The 21025-nt window shown below is 46.6% G+C and carries 15 protein-coding genes; 8 read left to right on the top strand and 7 right to left on the bottom strand.

Translation table 11 applies throughout. The annotated features are described in order from the left end of the window. Window positions 1–92 precede the first annotated feature (92 nt). From secD to QUA24_RS04035, 3 genes are all read right to left on the bottom strand, one after another. A complete protein-coding gene (secD, locus tag QUA24_RS04045) occupies window positions 93–1490 on the bottom strand; it encodes a protein translocase subunit SecD (protein ID WP_333160732.1) in 1398 nt (465 codons plus the stop codon). Between the two features lie 151 nt (window positions 1491–1641). Further along, window positions 1642–2625: an alpha-ketoacid dehydrogenase subunit beta gene (locus QUA24_RS04040; RefSeq protein ID WP_333227422.1), complete on the bottom strand. Its 984-nt coding sequence runs from the start codon at window positions 2623–2625 to the stop codon at window positions 1642–1644. Window positions 2626–2776: 151 nt separating this feature from the next. Then, complete coding sequence (locus tag QUA24_RS04035) at window positions 2777–4144, bottom strand: NACHT domain-containing protein (protein WP_333227420.1); 1368 nt, start codon at window positions 4142–4144, stop codon at window positions 2777–2779. 245 nt (window positions 4145–4389) lie between these two features. Between QUA24_RS04035 and QUA24_RS04030 the strand changes: the two genes are divergently transcribed. Next, a complete protein-coding gene (locus tag QUA24_RS04030) occupies window positions 4390–5229 on the top strand; it encodes an SH3 domain-containing protein (protein WP_333227418.1) in 840 nt (279 codons plus the stop codon). Window positions 5230–5303: 74 nt separating this feature from the next. Here the strand turns inward: QUA24_RS04030 and QUA24_RS04025 are convergent, their stop codons facing one another. Beyond that, a complete protein-coding gene (locus tag QUA24_RS04025) occupies window positions 5304–6029 on the bottom strand; it encodes a M15 family metallopeptidase (RefSeq protein WP_333227416.1) in 726 nt (241 codons plus the stop codon). A gap of 299 nt (window positions 6030–6328) precedes the next feature. Further along, complete coding sequence (purB, locus tag QUA24_RS04020) at window positions 6329–7624, bottom strand: adenylosuccinate lyase (protein WP_333227414.1); 1296 nt, start codon at window positions 7622–7624, stop codon at window positions 6329–6331. A gap of 148 nt (window positions 7625–7772) precedes the next feature. Between purB and QUA24_RS04015 the strand changes: the two genes are divergently transcribed. Continuing rightward, entirely contained in the window at window positions 7773–8021 is a 249-nt protein-coding gene (locus QUA24_RS04015; protein ID WP_190740357.1) for a helix-turn-helix domain-containing protein, read from the top strand. Continuing rightward, window positions 8018–8749: a hypothetical protein gene (locus tag QUA24_RS04010; protein WP_006631054.1), complete on the top strand. Its 732-nt coding sequence runs from the start codon at window positions 8018–8020 to the stop codon at window positions 8747–8749. The genes QUA24_RS04015 and QUA24_RS04010 overlap by 4 nt, the downstream gene beginning before the upstream one ends. Here QUA24_RS04010 and QUA24_RS04005 read toward each other — a convergent pair. Beyond that, complete coding sequence (locus QUA24_RS04005; RefSeq protein ID WP_333227411.1) at window positions 8712–9905, bottom strand: DNA cytosine methyltransferase; 1194 nt, start codon at window positions 9903–9905, stop codon at window positions 8712–8714. The two genes, QUA24_RS04010 and QUA24_RS04005, sit on opposite strands and share 38 nt — an antisense overlap. A gap of 387 nt (window positions 9906–10292) precedes the next feature. Here QUA24_RS04005 and QUA24_RS04000 point away from each other — a divergent pair, with 387 nt between their 5' ends. The 4 genes from QUA24_RS04000 to QUA24_RS03985 all read left to right on the top strand — a co-directional run bounded on the left by QUA24_RS04000 (window position 10293) and on the right by QUA24_RS03985 (window position 15726). Beyond that, the gene (locus tag QUA24_RS04000) at window positions 10293–11348 is read left to right on the top strand and encodes an alpha/beta fold hydrolase (RefSeq protein WP_333227410.1); all 1056 of its coding nucleotides are present in this window, start codon (window positions 10293–10295) and stop codon (window positions 11346–11348) included. A gap of 668 nt (window positions 11349–12016) precedes the next feature. Further along, window positions 12017–13618: a metallophosphoesterase gene (locus tag QUA24_RS03995; protein ID WP_333227407.1), complete on the top strand. Its 1602-nt coding sequence runs from the start codon at window positions 12017–12019 to the stop codon at window positions 13616–13618. A 96-nt stretch (window positions 13619–13714) separates the two neighbouring features. Continuing rightward, window positions 13715–14491, top strand: coding sequence for a DUF3891 family protein (locus QUA24_RS03990; protein ID WP_333227405.1), 777 nt, complete (start codon window positions 13715–13717; stop codon window positions 14489–14491). A 266-nt stretch (window positions 14492–14757) separates the two neighbouring features. Then, window positions 14758–15726, top strand: coding sequence for a YegS/Rv2252/BmrU family lipid kinase (locus tag QUA24_RS03985; protein ID WP_333227403.1), 969 nt, complete (start codon window positions 14758–14760; stop codon window positions 15724–15726). A 52-nt stretch (window positions 15727–15778) separates the two neighbouring features. Here QUA24_RS03985 and QUA24_RS03980 read toward each other — a convergent pair whose 3' ends face one another. Continuing rightward, window positions 15779–16135 (bottom strand): hypothetical protein, encoded by a 357-nt coding sequence (locus tag QUA24_RS03980; protein WP_006631047.1) that lies wholly within the window; start codon window positions 16133–16135, stop codon window positions 15779–15781. Between the two features lie 383 nt (window positions 16136–16518). Between QUA24_RS03980 and QUA24_RS03975 the strand changes: the two genes are divergently transcribed. Next, on the top strand, window positions 16519–21012 hold the full coding sequence (locus QUA24_RS03975) for a WD40 domain-containing protein (protein WP_333227401.1): 4494 nt from the start codon (window positions 16519–16521) through the stop codon (window positions 21010–21012). The last annotated feature ends 13 nt before the right edge of the window (window positions 21013–21025 follow it).

Genomic DNA, 21025 nt, shown 5'->3' with positions numbered 1-21025 from the left:
AAGTTCGGCAACGGATTGTGTAACGGATGTAAGAAGGAAGAAGTTAACAGTCAACAGTCAACTGTTAACAGTCAACAGTCAACTGTTAACTGTTAACTATTAGCAGTTTTCGACAAATTAGGACAGAACCACTGAGGTTTCCGCAATGCTGGAAAGCTCAATACTACGAACAGCAGAGTGCGGCTGCAAGTGAGCGCAGTAAACATACTCACTAATACGCCCAATGCCAGAGTTACAGCAAACCCTTTAACTAAACCTGCGCCTAACCAGAACAAAGCAGCACAAGCAATAACTGTTGTGACGTTGCCGTCTAAAATGCTGGAAAAAGCCCGGTAAAAACCCGATTCGACCGATCGATAAAGCGATTTCCCCGCCCGCAACTCTTCTCGCGTGCGCTCAAAAATCAGCACATTAGCATCCACAGCCATCCCGATGCTGAGCACAAAACCAGCAATTCCCGGCAGCGTTAATGTCACTCCCAAGAGCACGAAAGCTGCCCAAGTTAACAGAGCATAAATTAACAGCGCAATATTGGCAATTACGCCGGGGAGTCGATAGTAGGCAACCATGAAAATCAAGACCAAAATTAAGCCGCCGATACCTGCGTTAATACTGCTTTGAATGCTGTCTTTACCCAAGCTAGCGCCGACAGTACGGTTTTCTACAATTTCGACCGGCACAGGCAAAGCACCACCGCGCAATTGCACTGCCAAATCGTTGGCTTCTTGCGTTGTAAAGTTGCCTTGAATTACGGCACTCCCACCAGTAATTCCTGTCTGGGCAAATTCAACGCCGACGACTGGAGAACTGATCATTCTTTCGTCTAGAAAAATACCGATACTGCGTCCGGTTCCCGCTAAATTTTTAGTGAGTTGGGCAAAGAGTTCGCCTCCTTTGGTATCGAAAACAAGAGCAACGTTCCAGTTGTTCCCAGAGGCCAAGGGTTGAGGTTGAGCGTCTTTGAGGTTTTCGCCACCGAGTCCGCTGCTTTTGAAGAGTTTGGCGATCGCCTCATTGCTTCTTTTCAAAGCAGCCTGATTTTCTTTAATTGCTGCCTCATTAGGGCTGGTTTTCAATTCTGCTTGTTTGACCAGCAATTCCTGCTGCAACTGCCTTTCAATGGCTAATTGTGCTTCTGTTCCAGGCAGTTGTTCCAGAAATTCTAGCTTTGCCGTGCCGCCCAAAACTCGTTCTGCTTGCTGCGGGTCATTTACTCCGGGCAACTGCACGAGAATTTGGTCTTCTCCTACTGTTTGGACTAATGCTTCGGAAACTCCCAAACCGTTAACCCGGTTTTCGACAATCCGCCGCACAGCTTCTAACATTCCCTGGTCTATTTTGGGAATCGTGGGGGTAGTTTTTACCTGAATTGTGAGTTGCGATCCTCCTTGCAAGTCTAATCCCAGCCGCGTCGGAATTGTTACTATTACAGTAATAGCGGCGATGATTAAAACAAAAATTAGGGCTAATATTGAACGTTGTTTTTGCATATTTAATTATTAGTCATTGGTCAGTTGGCAGTTGTCAGTTGGCAGTTGGCGGTTGGCAGATTGTAGTCATCAGTCATCAGTCATCAGTCAACAGTCAACAGTCAACAGTCAACAGTCAACAGTCAACCAATGACTACTGACTAATCACTATTTATACTCGCAAAGCTACCATTTTTTGGACGGCTTCGACAATTTGAGTAGGCTGGACAATTGTCAGTCTTTCCAAATTCCCATTGTAAGGTGTGGGAATATCTTGTGAAGACAGGCGCAAAACCGGTGCGTCGAGTTCGTCAAAAAATCGATCGCTAATCGAAGCAATGAGTTCGGCACCAATGCCTCCTGTTTTCATGCACTCCTCTACAATGATTACTTTGTGAGTTTTGCGAATGGATTCGCCAATTGTCTCCATGTCCAGGGGTTTGAGAGAAATTAGGTCGATTACTTCTGGATCGTAACCTTCTTTTACCAGGGCGGGCACGGCTTGCAAGACGTGGTGCCGCATCCTGGAATAAGTCAGGATGGTGACATCTTTGCCCGATCGCACAATTTCTGCTTTGTCCAGCGGCACTAAATATTCTGTTTCTGGCAAATTTTCTTTGAGGTTGTAAAGAAGGACGTGCTCGAAAAACAGAACCGGGTTATCGTCGCGGATGGCTGATTTTAAGAGTCCTTTGGCGTTGTAGGGAGTCGAACAGGCGACTATTTTCAAACCCGGTACTGCTTGGAAATATGCTTCTAACCGCTGGGAGTGTTCCGCGCCGAGTTGCCGGCCCACGCCGCCCGGCCCACGAATTACCATGGGCATTTTGAAGTTGCCACCGGATGTGTAGCGCAGCATTCCGGCGTTGTTGGAAATTTGGTTGAAGGCCAGCAGCAAAAAGCCCATGTTCATGCCTTCGATGACCGGCCGGAGTCCCGTCATTGCTGCGCCTACTGCCATGCCTGTAAAGCTATTTTCGGCGATCGGGGTGTCGAGCACTCTAAGTTCGCCGTATTTGTTGTAGAGGTCTTTGGTGACTTTATAGGAACCGCCGTATTGACCTACGTCTTCGCCGAGTACGAATACGGCGGAGTCGCGGGCCATTTCTTCGTCTAACGCCTCGCGGAGGGCGTTGAACAATAAGGTTTCTGCCATAGGAGGTGAAGGAATGATTGCAGGAGGGTCAGATTAGAATCTTAACCTTTTGGGGGTGTCGATCTAGGAGTCGATCGCAAATTCGGCAATGGAACCGTGCATAATAGGCAACCCATTATCATAATTATTTAATTATGTCAAGCTCTGGCATTTAGATTTCCGAAAAATGTTTTTGCAATAAATCGTGAATAAATCGATAACGCCGATCGCCAGTTTTTTGCAGCAACAAGCGATCGGTCGCAGCATCGAGAAAACGCCTGTAATCCCAAGGAATGTAGCCGTTCGACCACAGCACGAGGCGCAATATAAAACTTTCAATTCCGGGAAGTCCCGGCAAAAAAGCACTAATTACCGCAGCAACAGCCCCCGCAATTATTCCCCAAATCGACCCGGAGAGTAGGGTGGCAATTAATCCCAAAATCACCCAAATCAGCCCGCCCACCAGCTTAACTCCAAACAGATACTTGCGCCGTTCATCGGCTGTTTGCAGCCAGCTAGACGGTATGCGATCGAGGTAAAATTCTTGAATTCCTTGCTCTTCCATCCTTCTCGCCAACCATCCCAGCCAGTGGCGAATTTGTTCGGGCCGCAGTTCCTTACCTCTGGGATACTGCTTGACTTGCCCGGTCATTTGATGGCGAATATAGGCAGTTAACAGATATTTGCGCTGTTCTTCTGCGGAAGTTATGCGCTTCCAAGCTTCAATTAAAATATCGTCGTAAGCCAAAGCCATCATGCTCAAAAGCAAGGGAACTTTTGCCAATTTCAACAACTCCGGCTCATGCTCAATGCTGTACCAAAGTTCGCGGCTTCTGGCTTCTAGCAAATAATTTTGGATTTTAGTTTCTGTTAAAGGTTTCAATAAAACCGCTGCTTGCAGGCGAAATCTAGTATCGCAGTTTTTGTAAACATCAAAACTGCTGCAAGCTACTAAATGTTTGGGTCTAAATTCGCTTTCAACAAATTGATTAATTGCTTGAATGCAGCTATTTTGGCGGTGGGTTTCTACTTCGTCCAAGCCGTCGAGGAGAGGCAGCAATTTTTGTTCGGCAAGCCATTTTTTGCCGACAGTAGGAGAGATGCCGTATTTGAACTGAAGTTGAGCAATTAACCAATCGGCGATCGCCCCGGATTCTGCTTTCCACGATCCGAGTTCAAACAGCACTGGTACTGGAAAACTAGCATCTTTTTGGGCGCGGGAAATTAACACGCGAGCTAATTCTAGCAGCGTTGTAGTTTTGCCTGCACCCGTGGCTCCCAAAATTACCAATTTGCCACCGCTGCGATCGAACACTTTAGCAATGCTGGCTTTGGGAGGAAGCCGAAAACTCGGACGGTTGCCGGCTTTCACTTCCACATCCCAACAGCGGTTAACACCCGTTGGCGACGAGTCTTGACTGAGGTTAGCCAGTACAGCGGCGTGCAAACACTGCGATCGTCCTGCTTGGACTTCCTGCTTCACCTCCTCCAACAATCGATCGCGAGGCGGTTGTAATCTCAGAGGAATCAATTTTGACATTTTATGTACCTCGCGCTGAACGCTTACTTTCGCAAATTTGCGCGCAAATAACCCAGAGCAAGATTACCATCAGTATAGGCGTCCAGTATATATTGACTCAAATTATTGCGACAATTATGGATCTGAAATTTTATCTAAAAATCCTGACCCTGTGGCCCGCACTAGGTATTTCCACTATAAATTAACTGGCGATCGCCCCAACTCCCAAACAAAAATTATTAGTATAGATACAGAGAGGGTTTTTTATGTCATTTACGAAAGCTCAAATCATCACAGTAAGCTTAGCAGGAGTGGCAACAGCGGTGGGAGTAGCTGTTGCAACTATACAGTCGGGTGCGATGAAACAATCCAATCCTCCCCTTGCAGAATCACCGGCATCCACCACAAACCAGATTGCAGGGCCGACGAACAACCCTGAATTTCGGCAACCAGAACCTCTGCAAGCACAAACGCAGGCCACACAATCTCCGAAATCCGAACCCCAACCTGCAAAAACCCCAGCACTTCAATCCTCGCTAGTTGGAGGAGTTTCTGGACCAAAAGTTGAGCCAGTAGTTGTCACACCGCCAAATTCGGGTTGCAAAATCAGCCAAGCTGTAGTCAGCGATCCGAATCCACCGCTAAATGTGCGATCGAGCCCGCAAGTAAGGGGCAGCAACATAGTAGGAAGACTTAAAAATAATACCTTTGTTTCAGTCGTCGAAGAACAAAACGGTTGGCTGCGAATTAACGATCCGCCCGGTTGGATTGCCAAAAACCGCACCGAAAGCAGTTGTTCTAACGTCAACCAGCAGATTAATTTTCGGCGGGGAGGAGATGAGGCAATTGTTAAAGGTCGAATTATCGGCGGAGGCAGCCACTATTACCGGATTCGCGCCCGAAAAGGTCAAACAATGACTGTTAAGAATCGGAAAGATGTTTTCCCGCAAATTATAACTCCTGGTGGCAAACTTTTAGCCGGAGAGCCTTATCAAGGCAATGAAACAGAGTGGAGTGGAAAAGTGCCAGTAACAGGCAATTACACATTACAATTAGACTCGAATTTCCGAGGATACGAATACGAATTTTCGGTAAAATTGCGATAATTTTGCTGATATAGGTAGGGAGACGGCACTGCCGTCTCCCTAACCGGATCGGCGACTTTTAATCAATAGTATAATTAAGGAATCGTTCCAAGCGATATATCAAGAATCGCAAATTTCTGCCAATCTTCCGAATCAAAGTGCCACCATTCAGTTGTGATACCGATAAATCCGTGTTTTTTCATCGCATCCTTAAGCACTTGACGATTTTTCCGAGATTCTGCGCTGCCGCCTTGATAATCTCCGTGAGCTTTTTCGGTAAAATCATCGTAAGGTGTAGGCATTTCTAATTCTTTGCCAGTGCGATCGACTAAAGTCAAATCAATAGCAGCACCGCGATTGTGCCGCGAACCCCTAGCAGGATTAGCAACATAGCGCGGATCTGGCCAAGCTTGCCACATTTGCTTAGTCACAGAGAAAGGCCTGTAGCAATCGTAAACTTTCAAACCCAATCCGATTTTTTCCAAATCTGTTTGAACTAGCCCTAACTGTTGAGCAACAGAACTTCTCAAAGCGCATTTCGATATAGGGTAAAGTTTTCGTTTCAAGAAATTGTTAGTAGTGGCGTATCGGATATCGAGGCGAATGTTGGGATTTACGGTGCGGATGTCAACCAGTCGCGCCCCACTGGGAAGTTGACTCATGAAAATACTTTCAGGTACTACTGGGTTTGTTTCTGGTTGGGTAATTTGCACTTGTGGCGGCTCCTGGGCGCGAATCGATCTTGTATAATTGAGGGTGGTTGTAGATAGTAATACGAGGATAAATACAATTAGATATCTTGTAAATCGGTTTAATTTCATAGCTCTGTTAAGGGGATATTTAATAGAGTTTTTACATTTGATATTTTGGGGAATTTTCGCGCTTTTCGTGTTGTCTGTCATCCCGCCAGACCAACAGGGTTTGAAACCCCTGTCTCATAGCTAAAGTCCTCTGAAGAGGACTGAAATATTTCTCTAAAACTTTTATTTTATGAGTCTTTCAGTCGGTTTTAACCGACTTTAGCTATGAGACGGGGGTTTTAACCCTCGGCGGACTGTCCGACTGTCCGACTATCCGACAAGCACGAGAATGATCGATCTGATTTAATTGTTAATTCTCCTCAAATTCCCAAGCGCTGATACACTAAATCTAAGTGCCTCAATTGATACTGCGGATCGAAACAATCATCAATTTCTTTGGTCGTCATCTTAGCTGTTACCCGATCGTCCTTAGCAATTAAATTGTAGAAATTGCCGCCCGGTTTGTTCCAAGCTTCGTGAGCACAAGATTGCACAATTTTGTAGGCTTCTTCGCGACTGGTGCCTTTTTCTACTAAAGCTAACATCACGCGCTGGCTGAAGATGACTCCGCCGTAAAGGTTCATGTTTCGCTTCATATTTTCGGGATAGACTAGCAGGTGTTTTACTAAGTCTGTGGTTTCTACTAACATGAAGTGAGTTACTGTAGAACTGTCGGGCAAAATCATCCGTTCTACGGAACTGTGAGAGATGTCTCGTTCGTGCCAAAGCGCTACGTTTTCTAAGGCTGCGACGGCGTTGGCGCGGACGATTCTCGCCATTCCTGTCAGTCTTTCCGATCGAATCGGGTTGCGTTTGTGGGGCATGGCGGATGAGCCTTTTTGCCCTTTGGAAAAGAACTCTTCGACTTCGAGAACGTCGGTGCGTTGCAGGTTGCGGATTTCTACTGCAAAACGCTCGATCGATGCTGCTAAGAGTGCTAAGGTTTGGACGTATTCGGCGTGTCGATCGCGCGAAATGACTTGAGTCGATGCGGTATCGGGTTCGAGTCCGAGGTTTTGACAGGCGATCGCTTCAATTCGCGGATCGATATTAGCATAGGTTCCGACTGCGCCGGAGATTTTGCCGACTGCAATGGACGATCGCAAATTCACTAATCGGGCGCGGCTGCGAAACACTTCTGCCAGCCATCCTGCTAGTTTAAAGCCAAAGGTGATGGGTTCGGCGTGAATTCCGTGCGATCGGCCAACCATGACGGTATTGCGATGCTGTTGAGCCTGATAGCGAATAGCTTGACTCAATTCTTCGACACGTTCTAACAAAATATTGACGCTGGCGACTAATTGCAGCGCCAAAGCGGTATCGAGCACATCGGAACTGGTTAAGCCGAGGTGAATGTAGCGGCCGGCATCGCCTACATATTCGTTGACATTTGTCAAGAAGGCGATCATGTCGTGGCGGACTTCGGCTTCAATTTCGAGGACTCTTTTGGGGTCAAAATTAGCCTTAGCTTTGATTTCTTCGACTGCGGCGGCGGGGATGTAGCCGAGTTCGGCTTGAGCTTCGCAGACAGCGATTTCTACTTGCAGCCAGCTTTTCAGTTTGGCGGTTTCAGTCCAGATGTTGCCCATTTCGGGCAAGGTGTAGCGCTCTATCACGGTGGGAGTTGGGGAATGCGATCGTCCTATTGTACCTCTGCGAGGCCTCTGTCTTCAGTCGGGATGGGGAATTTGGGGCGATCAAACTTTTCAGATATGTGACACATCGTCCGTAGACTGATAGTCCGCAGAGACTGACAATTGCCAGATGAGTCGATCGAAACAGAAGATTCTGCGTGCTTTAGGTCATCTCGTAAAGCAACGCAGGACAGCGTTGGGAATTTCGCAAGAGGAGCTTGGAATGCGGGCTAATTTAGACCGCACCTATATATCTGGAGTCGAACGCGGAGTCAGAAACCCGTCCATCACTGCAATTGCAAGTCTAGCTACCGGCTTGGGCACAACAGTTTCCAATCTTCTCGAAAATCTAGAAATAGAAGCGGAAAACGTAGAGTGAACAATCAAGATTTAGCAAGCACAATTAAAGCTCAATTAAAACAAGACTCAACTCAATTCAAAGTCTTTAATCTCCTCTCAGACCAAAAATGGCATTGTCGGGAGTGCGAAGGCAAACAGATAGCATCAGCTCAATATGCTGGCGGTGGCGGAATTCAGGGATTGCAGCGCGGAACAAGGAAGCGCCCCGGTCTGGTTATTGTAACAGAAAAGAGATACTGTCAAACTTGTCAGGCAACACGTTTAGGCGATTTGTGGACAGGAGAAATTAAATCAGCAAATTCTGCTGCTAACATACCCGCTTCTCTGGTAAAAAGAATTCTCGAAGTTTACTTTTATACAGATGTAATCGAACAGAGAAAACGAGCAGCTCATGAGTTAGTAATTGACCATAGATTCCCAATGGAGCGTTGGGGAGATAATGAGCCACCACACCTGGCATCTATGAGCGAATCTGAAATCAAGGCAAAGTTTCAGTTGCTCAAAAAAGATGCTTCAGGCAATCACAATCTTCTAAAATCTCGAAGTTGTGAACGCTGCATCAAAACAGGGAAAAGAGGCACACCTTTCGGAATCAAGTTTTGGTATGAAAGAGGCGAAGACTGGCCTTCCATACATCAGCGCGGCGCTGAAGCTGAGGAAGGCTGCACAGGATGCGGCTGGTATGATTTTGAAACTTGGCGAAATGCTCTCAATCAAAAACTAGCTGAATCTGTTCGGGAGGTTTAACAGTAACTAAGCTAGGCTGGTTAAGCGCAATATCAGTCAAGTATGGAATAAGTGCAAAGCCGATACACTCTGCTAAACGGGGCGGCACGGCATTTCCAATTTGCCACATTGCCTTTTTCATTGAACCTTCAAAAATAAATGAATCCGGGAAACTTTGCAATCTAGCCATCTCGCGAGCTGAAATCACGCGATTAAGATAAGGATGAATATGAGTGCCGCCGTGATTTTCTTTAACAGTCATACTCGGTTTTCCCGGATACTGTCGCTTGAAAGCATCGGCGTAGCTTTCATACAAAGAACCGCCTGCTGGAACTTGAGCAAGTCTTTCCATGTACTGAACAGAATGACGAGTCCATTCGTGGTTGATTTCTGGGATGGGAGTATACTCAGGTAAATCATCAATTGCTGACTCAATCGCTTTGTATTGTTCGGGTAACAATTGCGGCTTGGGATAGGGGTTTGGCAGCCCAAATCTATTGGCAATAAAAATGGCTCGCGGGCGGATTTGCGCGACTCCATAAGCCGCTGATTCAAGAACAGCAACGGACATATGGGGATAGCCAATTTCCTGAAAAGCCTCGCAAATGGCTTGCTTAACAGCTCCTTTTTGTATAGTCAATATTCCGGGTACGTTTTCCATGACAACATACCAAGGACGTATTTCAGAGACAACGCGGACAAACTCTCTAAAGAGGCGATTTCGAGGGTCGTTGGGGTCGCGTTTTCCTGCAACTGAGAAGCCTTGACACGGCGGTCCGCCTACAACAACATGAACTTCTGGCGAACCAATTTCAGCGAGCAACTTTTGGGGATTTAAGTTTTTTATATCGTCGCACAAGTGATGGCAATCGGGAAAGTTTTTTGTATGAGTTGCCGATGCGATGGGATTAATTTCAACGCTTGCTACTGGTCGAAAACCTGCTTGCAATAAACCTTGGGTCATGCCGCCCGCACCGCAAAAAAGATCGACAAATGTATAGTCTGATTTTGGCAGTGACTGAGATTCAACATCAATGAATATCTTGTACGGATCGCAGTCATTTGCTTCTAGTTCGCGTTGGATGCGTTCGTAACGCCCTAATTTTGCTTTCTTCTGCTTTTTGGTAGGAATTAATTCTTCCTCGTTTGAGAATAAAGACAGTTGTATTGCTTCCATTTTATATTTTTTTACTGCGTTCTATCTGATGTTGCCCACTTGGGCCAGGGTGTAGGGATCGATCGCGCTTGGAGTCGGAGAGTGCGATCGTCCTATTGTACATCTGCGCGGGGATGCAAGACTCAGAAACCCTGTTTCTGAAAGTAACCAGGTTTTTGTTTGTAGTTTGGGCGATCGGCTACAATATGCTAAACCTCGTTAGCTGGCATTCTTCTCTATTCGCCAATAAATGGTTCCAAATAAATAGCCATTAATATTTTGGCTTGACTTCGCCCTTGAGTGCATTTACTCAAAAAGTATTGCGATTTTCAGGGTTATTCGCTAGAATAGCCAACCTGTCAAGTAAAAAAATCCCATCAACAAGACAGACATTTCCGACATTCGCTTATGACCATTGCCTATACTCCACCTTGGCTGCTGAACAACGGCCTATTAATGACGTTGTACACCGCATTAAGGGCTAGTCGCCGCTGGGAAAAGACGATCGCTTACCCAGAACCCCCTTACCGAGAACACATCTTTACTGGTGCCTGTGGAGTCCCGATTTTCGGCTGGGTTGCCATCCCCGAAAATCCCCGATATACCATTGTCGGCACTTACGGCATTACTGGCGATCTGGATAATCAATGGTATCTCAAGCTATTAGGCCGTAAAGCTTATGCCCAAGGCTGTGCAGTGGTGTTATTTGACTGGCGAGCTCACGGCAAAACTGCCCAACTCTCTCCCACCCTGACTTCTGATGGCCTATACGAAGGCGAAGATTTCGTTCGGATTGCTGCTGCTGCTAAAGAAATGGGATGTCCCGCGCCTTTTTGGTTCACGGGTTATTCCCTGGGCGGACAATTAGCCTTGTGGGCCGTAAAATCAGCTCAGACGATCGCAGATTGGGGGCCTGACTTAGGGATCGAAGAGTCAGAACTAGCAGGTGCGGCAGTAATTTGCCCCAGCTTGGACTCGAACCGTTCTCTGTCTTATCTAGTTAAAGATGAGTGGGGGAAATTTTTAGAAAAAGCGATCGCGCGACAGTTAAAAAAACTAGCAAAAAACATCGCCGCATCGCATCCAGGGGCGATCGATCCTGCCGCTATTGAACGCGCCAACAGCATTTGGGGCTTTGACCATGAACTGGTAATTGGCCCGTTAGGTTTCTCCTCTGTGGAAGAATACTATGAGGCTAGCAGCGCTCTACACATTTTGCCTCACCTCAAAAAACCCACTTACATCCTTTATGCAGCAGATGATCCGATGTTTGATCCGGTGCTTGTCTCTGAGTTACAAGCCATTAGCGCGAACAATCCTGCCTTAGAATTAGTGGTGACAGCCTACGGCGGTCATGTTGGGCATATCAGTAGTAAACGTTGTCAGAATGAATTTGCTGATAGCGATCGGTGGTGGGCATGGAATCGGATTTTACAGTGGTTCGATGCCTTGAGTGTGGATTAAGATTACCAAATAAAACCTGAACACTCCTCGGCAATAGTTGCGGGGATGAAAGGATTAGGGGGTTGAATCCCTCCAGTGCAGAACGTTAAAACTATTTCGCAAAAACACTAGACATCTGGGCACAAACTAAATGGCTCATTGGGACAAAATTGTGCACAATTTGCATAGCCACTTGACTTCACCTAGATTTGACGATCGCATAAGAATTAGAAACAATTTTAGTTAAAAAGTGGTGAATAAATATCGATGGATTTATTCGTTTTTTGATAATTGTGTCAGCTATTAACTAGCTAAAACTAAAGCTCCAACTCTCAATCTAATCAAACCGCAAAGAGCGATAATTACTCTCTCGTATTTAGAGTTCGCTGTAGTTGGCTAGCATTCTTAGTGTTATCTTCCCGCGTCCTTGATTGATGCCCTCGTCCTCGGCAACAACAAACAGCACCGCCTCGTACAAAATCTTATTTTAGTTGAGAGACGGGGCGATCGCATCAAAACCAAAGAAACCGGGTTTTTGGCCGTTGCTGTCGGTTTTAACGCTGTATTCTCGTAAAAAACCCTGTTTCTGACTGCCCGCGCGTCGATTTTCAGCTTTTAGAGAGATGTAAAAACTCGCCCGATCGCTACACTATTAACTAGGAACTCAGCAATTTTGGAGAAGAGGTGAATTGAAATTCGTTTCCGACCCGCAAATAAAAGTCAAAATCCGCAAAATGAACGAGCGGGTGCGGTGGCAAGAACAGTCGATCGTCCATCGGGGAATCGACCAAACTCGGATGGTTTTAGAATCTCCAACCACCGACTCTCCAGAGTTTTCGTTTTTAGTCGTAGGCGACAGCGGCACGGGAAATCACCGAGGCTACAATCCCCAGCGACAGATTGCCGAACAGATGGTCTCCGAGCGCGAAACTTGCCGTTTCGTTCTCCACACGGGCGATGTAGTTTATCTCGTCGGTTCCAGCGAATATTACTTGCAAAACTTTATTCGCCCCTACCGAGAATTTATAGTCGGCGGCGAGCATCCCTCTCGCATTGCCTACGATCGCATGGTGTTTAATTTTCCGTTTTTGCCCGTACCGGGAAACCACGACTATTACGACTTGCCGATAGTCTACGGCCTTCTGTCGGCGACAGCTTTGCCGCTGCGCCGGCTGTTGGGTTCCAAGTTGGATCTCGATGTCGGCTGGCGCGGTTCCGATCGCGGAAATACATACGCCAAAGCTTTTCTCGACTACCTGCAAGCTCACAAAATGCCGGGAGAACTCGATCGCCACCTAGACGCCCACTACACCGCCAGCACCAGCACAGGCCGCTGCCTCCGCTACCAACCCGGACGCTTTACCCGCTTACCCAACCGCTACTACACCTTCCGCAGCGGCGGCATCGACTTCTTCGCCCTCGACTCCAACACCTTCAACGAACCATTACCGATCCCGAAAACCAAACAGGGCGACATTCGCCGCCAGAATTTGGAACTCGATCGCCAGAAATTGGAACAAGAAAAATTGGTAATGCTCGAAATGTGCGATCGGCTCAACCCCCAAATTCCCGATGAAGCCGAACAGCTAGACGACTTGGCCGCCAAATTAGAGCAAGTTGACGAAATGTTGATGGATATTGACAAACAACTCTCCCCCAACAAAACAGCCGCCACCGACGTTGAACAGCTCGAATGGCTGAAAAAAAGGCTGATTGACTCTTGGCGCGATTCCGAGGTGCGGGGGCGGGTAATTTACCTGCACCATCCCCCCTACGTGACCGAGGCAACAAAGTGGAATCAAGCTCAAACTTTGGCGGTTCGGTGGCGATTGCGCGAGGTCCTCGACACGGTGGCCGATGCAGTTGGGGATGTGGCGCGGGGGCGTCCGCTAGTAGATTTGGTGCTGACGGGCCACGCTCACTGTTTGGAATACCTGCGGACTGGGGATACTGGACACGGCGACTCTGGGATTAATTGGATTGTCTGCGGGGGAAGCGGCCACAGTCTCCGCCGCCAGCGCCCGGAAGGGCCGATGTTGCAGGAAGCATTGAGTCCCGAAGCTTATCGGTTGGCGCGGCAGTCTGGTTCCGAAACAGCCAGCCGGCGGGTAGCGGAATCTTTGCTATTTGTCGGCCGCAGCGGTCAAGGTTCCCACAAACGCCGTCCTTATTCGTGTTTGCGGATTGATGTTCTCGATGGGTGTCCCCCGAAGTTCCGCATCCGACCTTTGGTTGTTGAACGATTTGAGGGGAAATGGCAGGAGATCTCGATCGAACCTTTTGTGATTTAACTTTCGTTTTTCTGTAAGTCTCGATCGCCCTTAAAAAGGTGGACTTTGACCGATTCCGGTTCCCCCTTTTTAAGGTTAGAGGGGATCGAGATCCGAATGCTCGCACAAAATACTTGTATCAATTTAATTCAGGAGAAAAATTCAATGATTGCTAACTTAACCGCAACGGGCTGGGAAATTATTTACCACCGCGCCCATGCTTTGCTCGCCGCCCAACTTGGCGGACAGTGGAAGCGCTCGAAATCTCCGGTTCGCCTCTATGAAACCATAGCGGCGATTTCGCATCACGACGATTTGGAGAAAGAATGGGAAGAAAATATTTTGACTGAAGCGGGCGCGCCCTTTGATTTTACCTTGCAGACGGAAACTTCTCTGCCGAAAATTAAAGCCATGACGGAGAATTCCCTATATCGCGGTAGGTGGGTAGCCATGCTGATTTCTATGCACATGAGCTATCTCAATGAAGGAAAGCGGGGAGAGTCGAAGGAACTCGACGAGTTTTTGGACGAACAACTGGAAAATCAAAAAAAATGGCAAAAAGAGTTGAATATTTCTCAGGAAGATGCTAAGGCGGCTTATGCTTTTTTCCAGTGGTGCGATCGGCTATCATTAATTCTTTGCAGCCGCGAGTTACCCGCCGGAGAACGAGCTTTAGAAATTAGTGTCGGCCCAGACGGTAAGCGCTACGATATTGTACAGCACAGCAACGAACTCGTGACTGTAACTCCTTGGCCTTTTGAAGAAGATAAGTTTACGGTGAACGTCGAAGCGTGCCTTTTGGATAAAGTCAAGTTCGACAGCAACAAGGAAATCAAGGAAGCGTTGCACAAAGCTCCCCGCGAAGTCTTAGAGTGGACTTTTGTCAAGTCTTAACTAAACCTTTGAAAAATAGGTGAGGGTTGTCGAAGTTTAGCGGGCATGGCATTTGTGTTAACTTAATGTTAAAACCATGTCTAAATCAGGGTTATAGTTGAGTCTTGCTCCCCCTTAACTCCCCTTAATAAGGGGGGGATAAGAACAGTCAAAATGGGTCTTATTAAGGGGGATGCGATCGCGATCGAAACTTGGATACAAACGAAACGAAAAAATCTAGAGTTTCAGTTCAGCCATTACCCATTACATATTACCTATTATCAACTATGAAACGTTCAGCTTGCCTAATTTTCAATCCCGTCGCTGGTAACAGCGACCCCCACCAAGACTTAGCTAGAATTCAGGAACTTTTAGAGCCTTTTATTGACTTAGACATTCGGCTGACAACCCCCGAATTAGACGCCGACCAAATCGCCCGCGAAGCAGTTGATAGAGGAGTTGAGGAAATTATTGCTTGCGGGGGCGACGGCACATTATCAGCAGTTGCTGGAGCGATTGTCGGCACAAATATTCCTTTAGGAATTATTTCGCGGGGAACGGCTAATGCTTTTGCTAATGCTTTAGATATTCCGAATACAATTGAAACCGCTTGCGCCACTATTTTTGGAGGGTTGACACGGGTGGTGGATGCAGCGATTTGCAACGGTGAAATGCCGATGGTTTTGTTAGCGGGAGTGGGTTTTGAGGCAGAAACTGTCGAACTAGCCGATCGCGAAATGAAGAATCGCTGGGGAATGCTGGCTTACATTCTTTCAGGAATTAAACAGTTAAACAATTTAGAAAGATTTGAAGCGGAAATCGAAACCGAAGATAAAATTATCAGCCTTACTGCTGTGGCGGTGACAGTGGCGAATGCAGCGCCGGCTACTTCGATTTTAGCTCAAGGCCCGGCGGGGATTGTTTTTGATGACGGCTTGCTGGACGTGACGCTGGTGGCGCCTGAGAATAAAGCTGGGGCGATCGCAGCTTCTTATCACCTTTTGCAAACAGCTTTGAGCGGCAATCCTACGGATCGCGACGACATCGGTTATTTGCGGGCAAAAAAAGTAAAAATCAGTGCCGATCCGCCTCAAAAAGTGGTTGTAGACGGCGAAATCATTGGCATGACTCCGGTTTCTATTGAGTGCGTTCCGGGAGGTTTAACTATTTTTGTACCGCGAGTTGAAGAAGAACCCGTGGTAGAAAAACTCACCGGTTTAGCGGACATCGAAATTACATTGAAGCCCTCAACTTAAAATTTTTAGCGACACAAACAATAAGAAAGACCGCCCGGGCGGTCTTTGTTTTTTAGGCGTCTAAAATTTGGCGAATGCGGCGCTCCAAACGTTCGAGATCGAGTCCACCTTCATCGCGGCTGATGCGGCGCACGGTGACGTTAACATTGCTCAAATCTGCCAGCAAATCTTGCAGAATTTCTTGTTGCTGCCGAGCTTGAGTTATTTCGCGCGGTTCCTGCACCAAATCGCGAACAATTGTATCTTCCGCGCGCGAAGCAACGATCGGGTCTGCTTCGCCATCTACGTGTACGAAAGTGCGGCGACCGGGCCCCCGTTCTTCCTCAATTGGTATTACTGCTGTTACTCGATCGGAGCGTACATATTTGCCAAATCCAAGGTGGACTAAGACAGAAGATTGTATTTTCATAGATAGCAAATTTTATTTGTTAGTTATCTATATTTTAACTTTTAAAACTACTAGCTGACAACTAAATGAGAGCTATTATTACTACAATGTATGACGGTTTTTTCTCGGTATTATAGTGGTCACATTTCCTAAAAAATGCTAAGTTAATTAACTGGATACAACTTACCAACGGTGGGTCAGAAACCGGGTTTTTTACGAAAACACTTCGCTCCTACCAGCAGATTCGGTAAAAACCCGGTTTCTTTGGTCGGAGCGCGTAAATCCTGTTACCATAATAAAAATAGAGCAGTTTGCGATCATCGCCTGCAGCGCATTTCAGGGACACAGCCTACCGATTCTAGATTTGAGCATTACTTCCACGGAAAAACAAAAAAGCCTAAATCATGCTAATTAGTCTCGACTTAGTTATCAGTCTCCTGACGACAATTCCCTTCGGCATTATCAAAGACAAGTTTCAACGCAACGAAAGTGTCATCAAAATCTTAAAAAGATTTAACCTCGACCCCGATGCTCCGCCCGCAGATTTTAGCGGAGTGTATGTTTATACTTTAGTAGAGTACGGCGCTGGCAAACCCAAGCAGATTTTAGAACTATTTCGCCAAAAAGAGATTGAATCAGCATTTCGCAAAGCCTTCGAGTCCGATAGCCCAGCCATTTTAATTAAAGCAGGCGATGACTATCTGAATGAGAGTGCTTTAGGCAAAGAAATTCGAGATTTAGGCATTGACCCCCGACGGGAATTTATGGCATTTGCCGCCGTGTTTATGGAAGTAGCAAAGCGGACGCGGACGCTGGGAGATGTGATGATGGGAAATTCGATCGCATCTTTGCAAAAACGCCTATCTTTGGTAATGGATCGCATCGAACGCCTGCCCACTATCGAAGGAATTCGCACCGAGTTTGCACGACTGGAAGCTGAAGATTATCCCGAACTTCCCGCCGCAGCATCAACTAATATTCAAAAGTCTCAAGTTTTTATTTTATCACAGCAAGTTCGTGGTTGGTTTGAAACATTAAGTTATAAGTTTGAAACCTATCACATCTCGGAAGATAACTATTTTGAATGGATTATCAATGTTCCCGTCAGACGCAGTCGGTACGATCGCATTTTAGTGCGCGGAATTGCCGGAGAAGCCGGACTCAGAGACATCTCAGCCTTGCGCGAGTCGGTAGAAAAACAGCGCACCGATGAAGGGTGGTTAGTCACCGCCCGCCGCATCAGTCGCGCGGCGCGGGATGAAGTAGAAAAAGATGAAAATCGCGATTTAGCTTGTTATACCTTCGATGAATTACTCGACCAAGATGCCGATTTTACCGCTTATCTGAATTGGCTAGAAACAGAAATTACCAGCCGAGGAATTGATACCAAATATGTGCCGCTAGCTTGTACGAAAGAAGAAATCGACCCCGATACTCACCGCAAGATAGGCGTGAGTCATTATGGCGCTCGAGATGGCTGGATCGAAGGTTATCTTGACCTGTGGTTGAATGACCCAGTAAAAGAACATATTTCAGTTTTAGGAGAATTTGGAACTGGAAAAAGTTGGTTTGCGATGCACTATGCTTGGATGGCGCTGCAACGCTACCGAAATGCTCAAAAGCGGGGATTAGAACGTCCGCGTTTGCCGTTAGTAATTCCTTTGCGAGATTACGCCAAAGCAGTTAGTGTCGAGTCGCTATTTTCCGAGTTTTTCTTTCGCAAGCACGAGATACCTTTGGCGGGTTATTCGGCCTTTGAACAACTTAATCGCATGGGTAAATTTCTGTTAATTTTCGATGGTTTTGATGAAATGGCCGCTAAGTGCGATCGGCAAGAAACCATCAACAACTTCTGGGAACTAGCAAAAGCCGTCGTTCCCGGCGCAAAAGTCATCCTCACTTGCCGTACCGAACACTTTCCTGAAGGCAAGGAAGGACGGGCATTGTTCAATGCAGAACTGCAAGCATCAACAACCATTTTAACAGGCGAAATTCCCCAATTTGAAGTCTTAGAATTAGAAAAATTTAACGACGAGCAAATTAGGCAAGCGCTGTCATTTCAAACAGAAGCGGCGACAGTAGAAAAAGTGATGGGAAACCCGCAACTATTGGATTTAGCGCGTCGCCCGGTGATGACGGAGTTAATTTTGGAAGCATTGCCCGATATTGAAGCTGGAAAACCAGTCGATATGTCGCGGATTTATCTGTATGCGGTGCGGCGGAAGATAGAGAGAGATATCAAAGCTGAACGTACTTTTACTTCTGTAGCAGATAAGCTTTACTTTTTGTGCGAACTGTCTTGGGAAATGCTGTCTACCAACCAAATGAGTCTCAATTATCGCGGTTTTCCCGATCGCATTCGAGACCTGTTTGGTTCCGTCGTGCAGGAGGAAAAAGACTTAGACCACTGGCACTACGACATGATGGGTCAAACGATGCTAATTCGCAATGCAGATGGGGATTATACTCCAGCCCATCGTTCGTTATTAGAGTTTTTTGTCGCTTACAAATTTGCAGCGGAATTGGGAGTTTTGGCCGCAGATTTTACCGAATTAGTTGCGCCCGAACAGTCTTGTTTAGATCCTAATGCAGCGCCTCAAAAATATACTTGGTCTAATTATTGTCGATTGCAAGCCCAAAAGAGAAACAATGGTGAACTTATCGCGCCTTTGCAGGGATTTACTGCTGAAGATTTAGGGCAACTTTGTCAGAGTTTCGGAAAAGCGCCGCTGACAAAAGCTGTGATGGATTTATTGTTACCAATGGTAGGGGCGGTGTCCTCGTGCCGGCCCTGCCTCGATGTAGCGGAAGCTACGGAGGAATTATTGGAAATTCTGGAAGCAACGCGGGGCAAAACTGAAAGCGAGGTGGGTTATGTGGGAGGGAATGCGGCGACGCTGTTGGTGAAAATCGATCGCACTGCGTTAGAAACAAAAGACCTTTCTCGTGCCGTTATTTTAGGTGCTGATTTTACAAATGCGACGCTGCGTCGCGTCAACTTTGCTGAAGCAAATCTGACTGATTCTACTTTTACTAAAATTTTCGGTAGTGTTCGATCGGTCATATTTAGTCCTGATGGCCAACTGTTAGCTACAGGTGATAGTAATGGCGTAGTTCGCTTGTGGGAAGCTAGCAGTTGCAGAGAAATATTGACCTGTAAAGGACATACCAATGTGGTGGAGTCAGTCGCCTTCAGTCCTGACGGTGAGATACTTGCTAGCGGGAGTTATGACAAAACAATTAAGTTATGGAATGTCAAGACTGGTGAATGTTTAAAAGTTTTGCAGGGACATACCGAATCAGTAATGTCTGTCACCTTCCATCCTGATGGAAATATACTCGCTAGTGGGAGTTTCGATCGCACGGTAAGGTTATGGAATGTCGGTACTGGTGAATGCCTCAAATTTTTGCACGGTCATACTCAAAACGTATTTTCAGTGGCTTTCCATCCTGCTGGTGAGATGCTTGCCACCGGGAGTAGTGACCAAACAGTAAGGCTATGGAATATCAACAGTGGTGAATGTCTGAAAATTTGGGAGGGACATACTAAAAACGTGTTTTCTGTTGCTTTCAATTCTACTGGTGAAATACTTGCTAGTGGCAGCGCCGACAAAACAGTGAAGCTGTGGAATATCAACAGTGGTGAATGTCTCAAAACTTTAGAGGGACATTTCGATCAAGTACGGTCAATAGCCTTCAGTCCTTCGGGCGAAATACTTGCAAGTGGCAGTCACGATCGAACAGCGAAGCTGTGGGATATCCGCACTGGTGAATGCTTGAATACTTTGCAAGGGCATAACGATCGAGTAGGGTCAGTCGCTTTGCATCCTGCTGGTGAAATACTTGTTAGCGGTAGTTATAATAAAACGCTAATGCTGTGGGATATCAACAGCGGTGAATGCTTGAATACGCTGCAAGGGCATAGCACTCAAGTAATGTCGATCGCCTTCAGTCCCAACGGTGAAATGTTTGCCAGCGCGGATGACGAACAAACAGTCAAGCTGTGGGATGTCAGCAGCGGTGAGTGCCTCCAAATTTTGCACGGGCATCTCGATCGGGTAAACTTAGTTGCCTTCAATCCTTCGGGTCAAATACTTGCCAGCGCTAGTTATGACCAAACACTGAAACTGTGGGATATTCGCAGTGGTGAATGCCTTCATACTTTGCCAGAATTTGGCAATGAAACACGATCGATCGCCTTCAGTCCAAACGGTGAAATACTTGCTAGTGCAGGTTATGACCAAACGGTGAGGTTGTGGGATATCGGTACTGGCGAATGCCTCAAAACGTTGGACTGGCATAACAATTCTGTAAACTCGGCTGCTTTCAGTCCTTTGGGCGAGATATTTGCCAGTGCAGGTTTTGACGGAACGGTGAGGCTGTGGGATATCCATACTGGTGAATGCCTCCAAATCTTGCAGGGGCATACGGGTTGGGCACGCGCTATCGCCTTTAGCCACAACGGTGAAATACTTGCTAGTGGTAGTGTCGATCGAACAATAAGACTATGGGATGTCCGCAGCGGTGAATGCCTCCAAATCTTGCAGGGGCATACTGATTGGATACGTTCAGTTGCTTTTAGTTATTCGGGTGAAATAGTTGCTAGTGGAAGTGTCGATCGAACGGTAAGATTATGGGATATCCGTACAGGTGAATGTCTAAAAATTTTGCAAGGTCATACCAGTAGAATTAACTCTATTGCCTTCAATTCAGATGATAACATTCTTGGTACTTGCAGTCGAAATGGCACAATTAGACTTTGGGATGTTGAGACAGGTGAGTGCCTCAAAATACTGAAAAGTGACCGACCTTATGAAAACATGAATATTACAGGAGTTACGGGTTTAACGGAAGTTGAAAAAGTCACGCTCAAAGCTTTAGGGGCTGTTGAAAATTAATCACAATCGCAAA

It is taken from the genome of Microcoleus sp. Pol12B5 (assembly GCF_036701335.1).
GTDB lineage: Bacteria > Cyanobacteriota > Cyanobacteriia > Cyanobacteriales > Microcoleaceae > Microcoleus.
This window is presented reverse-complemented; position numbering and strand designations above follow the sequence as displayed.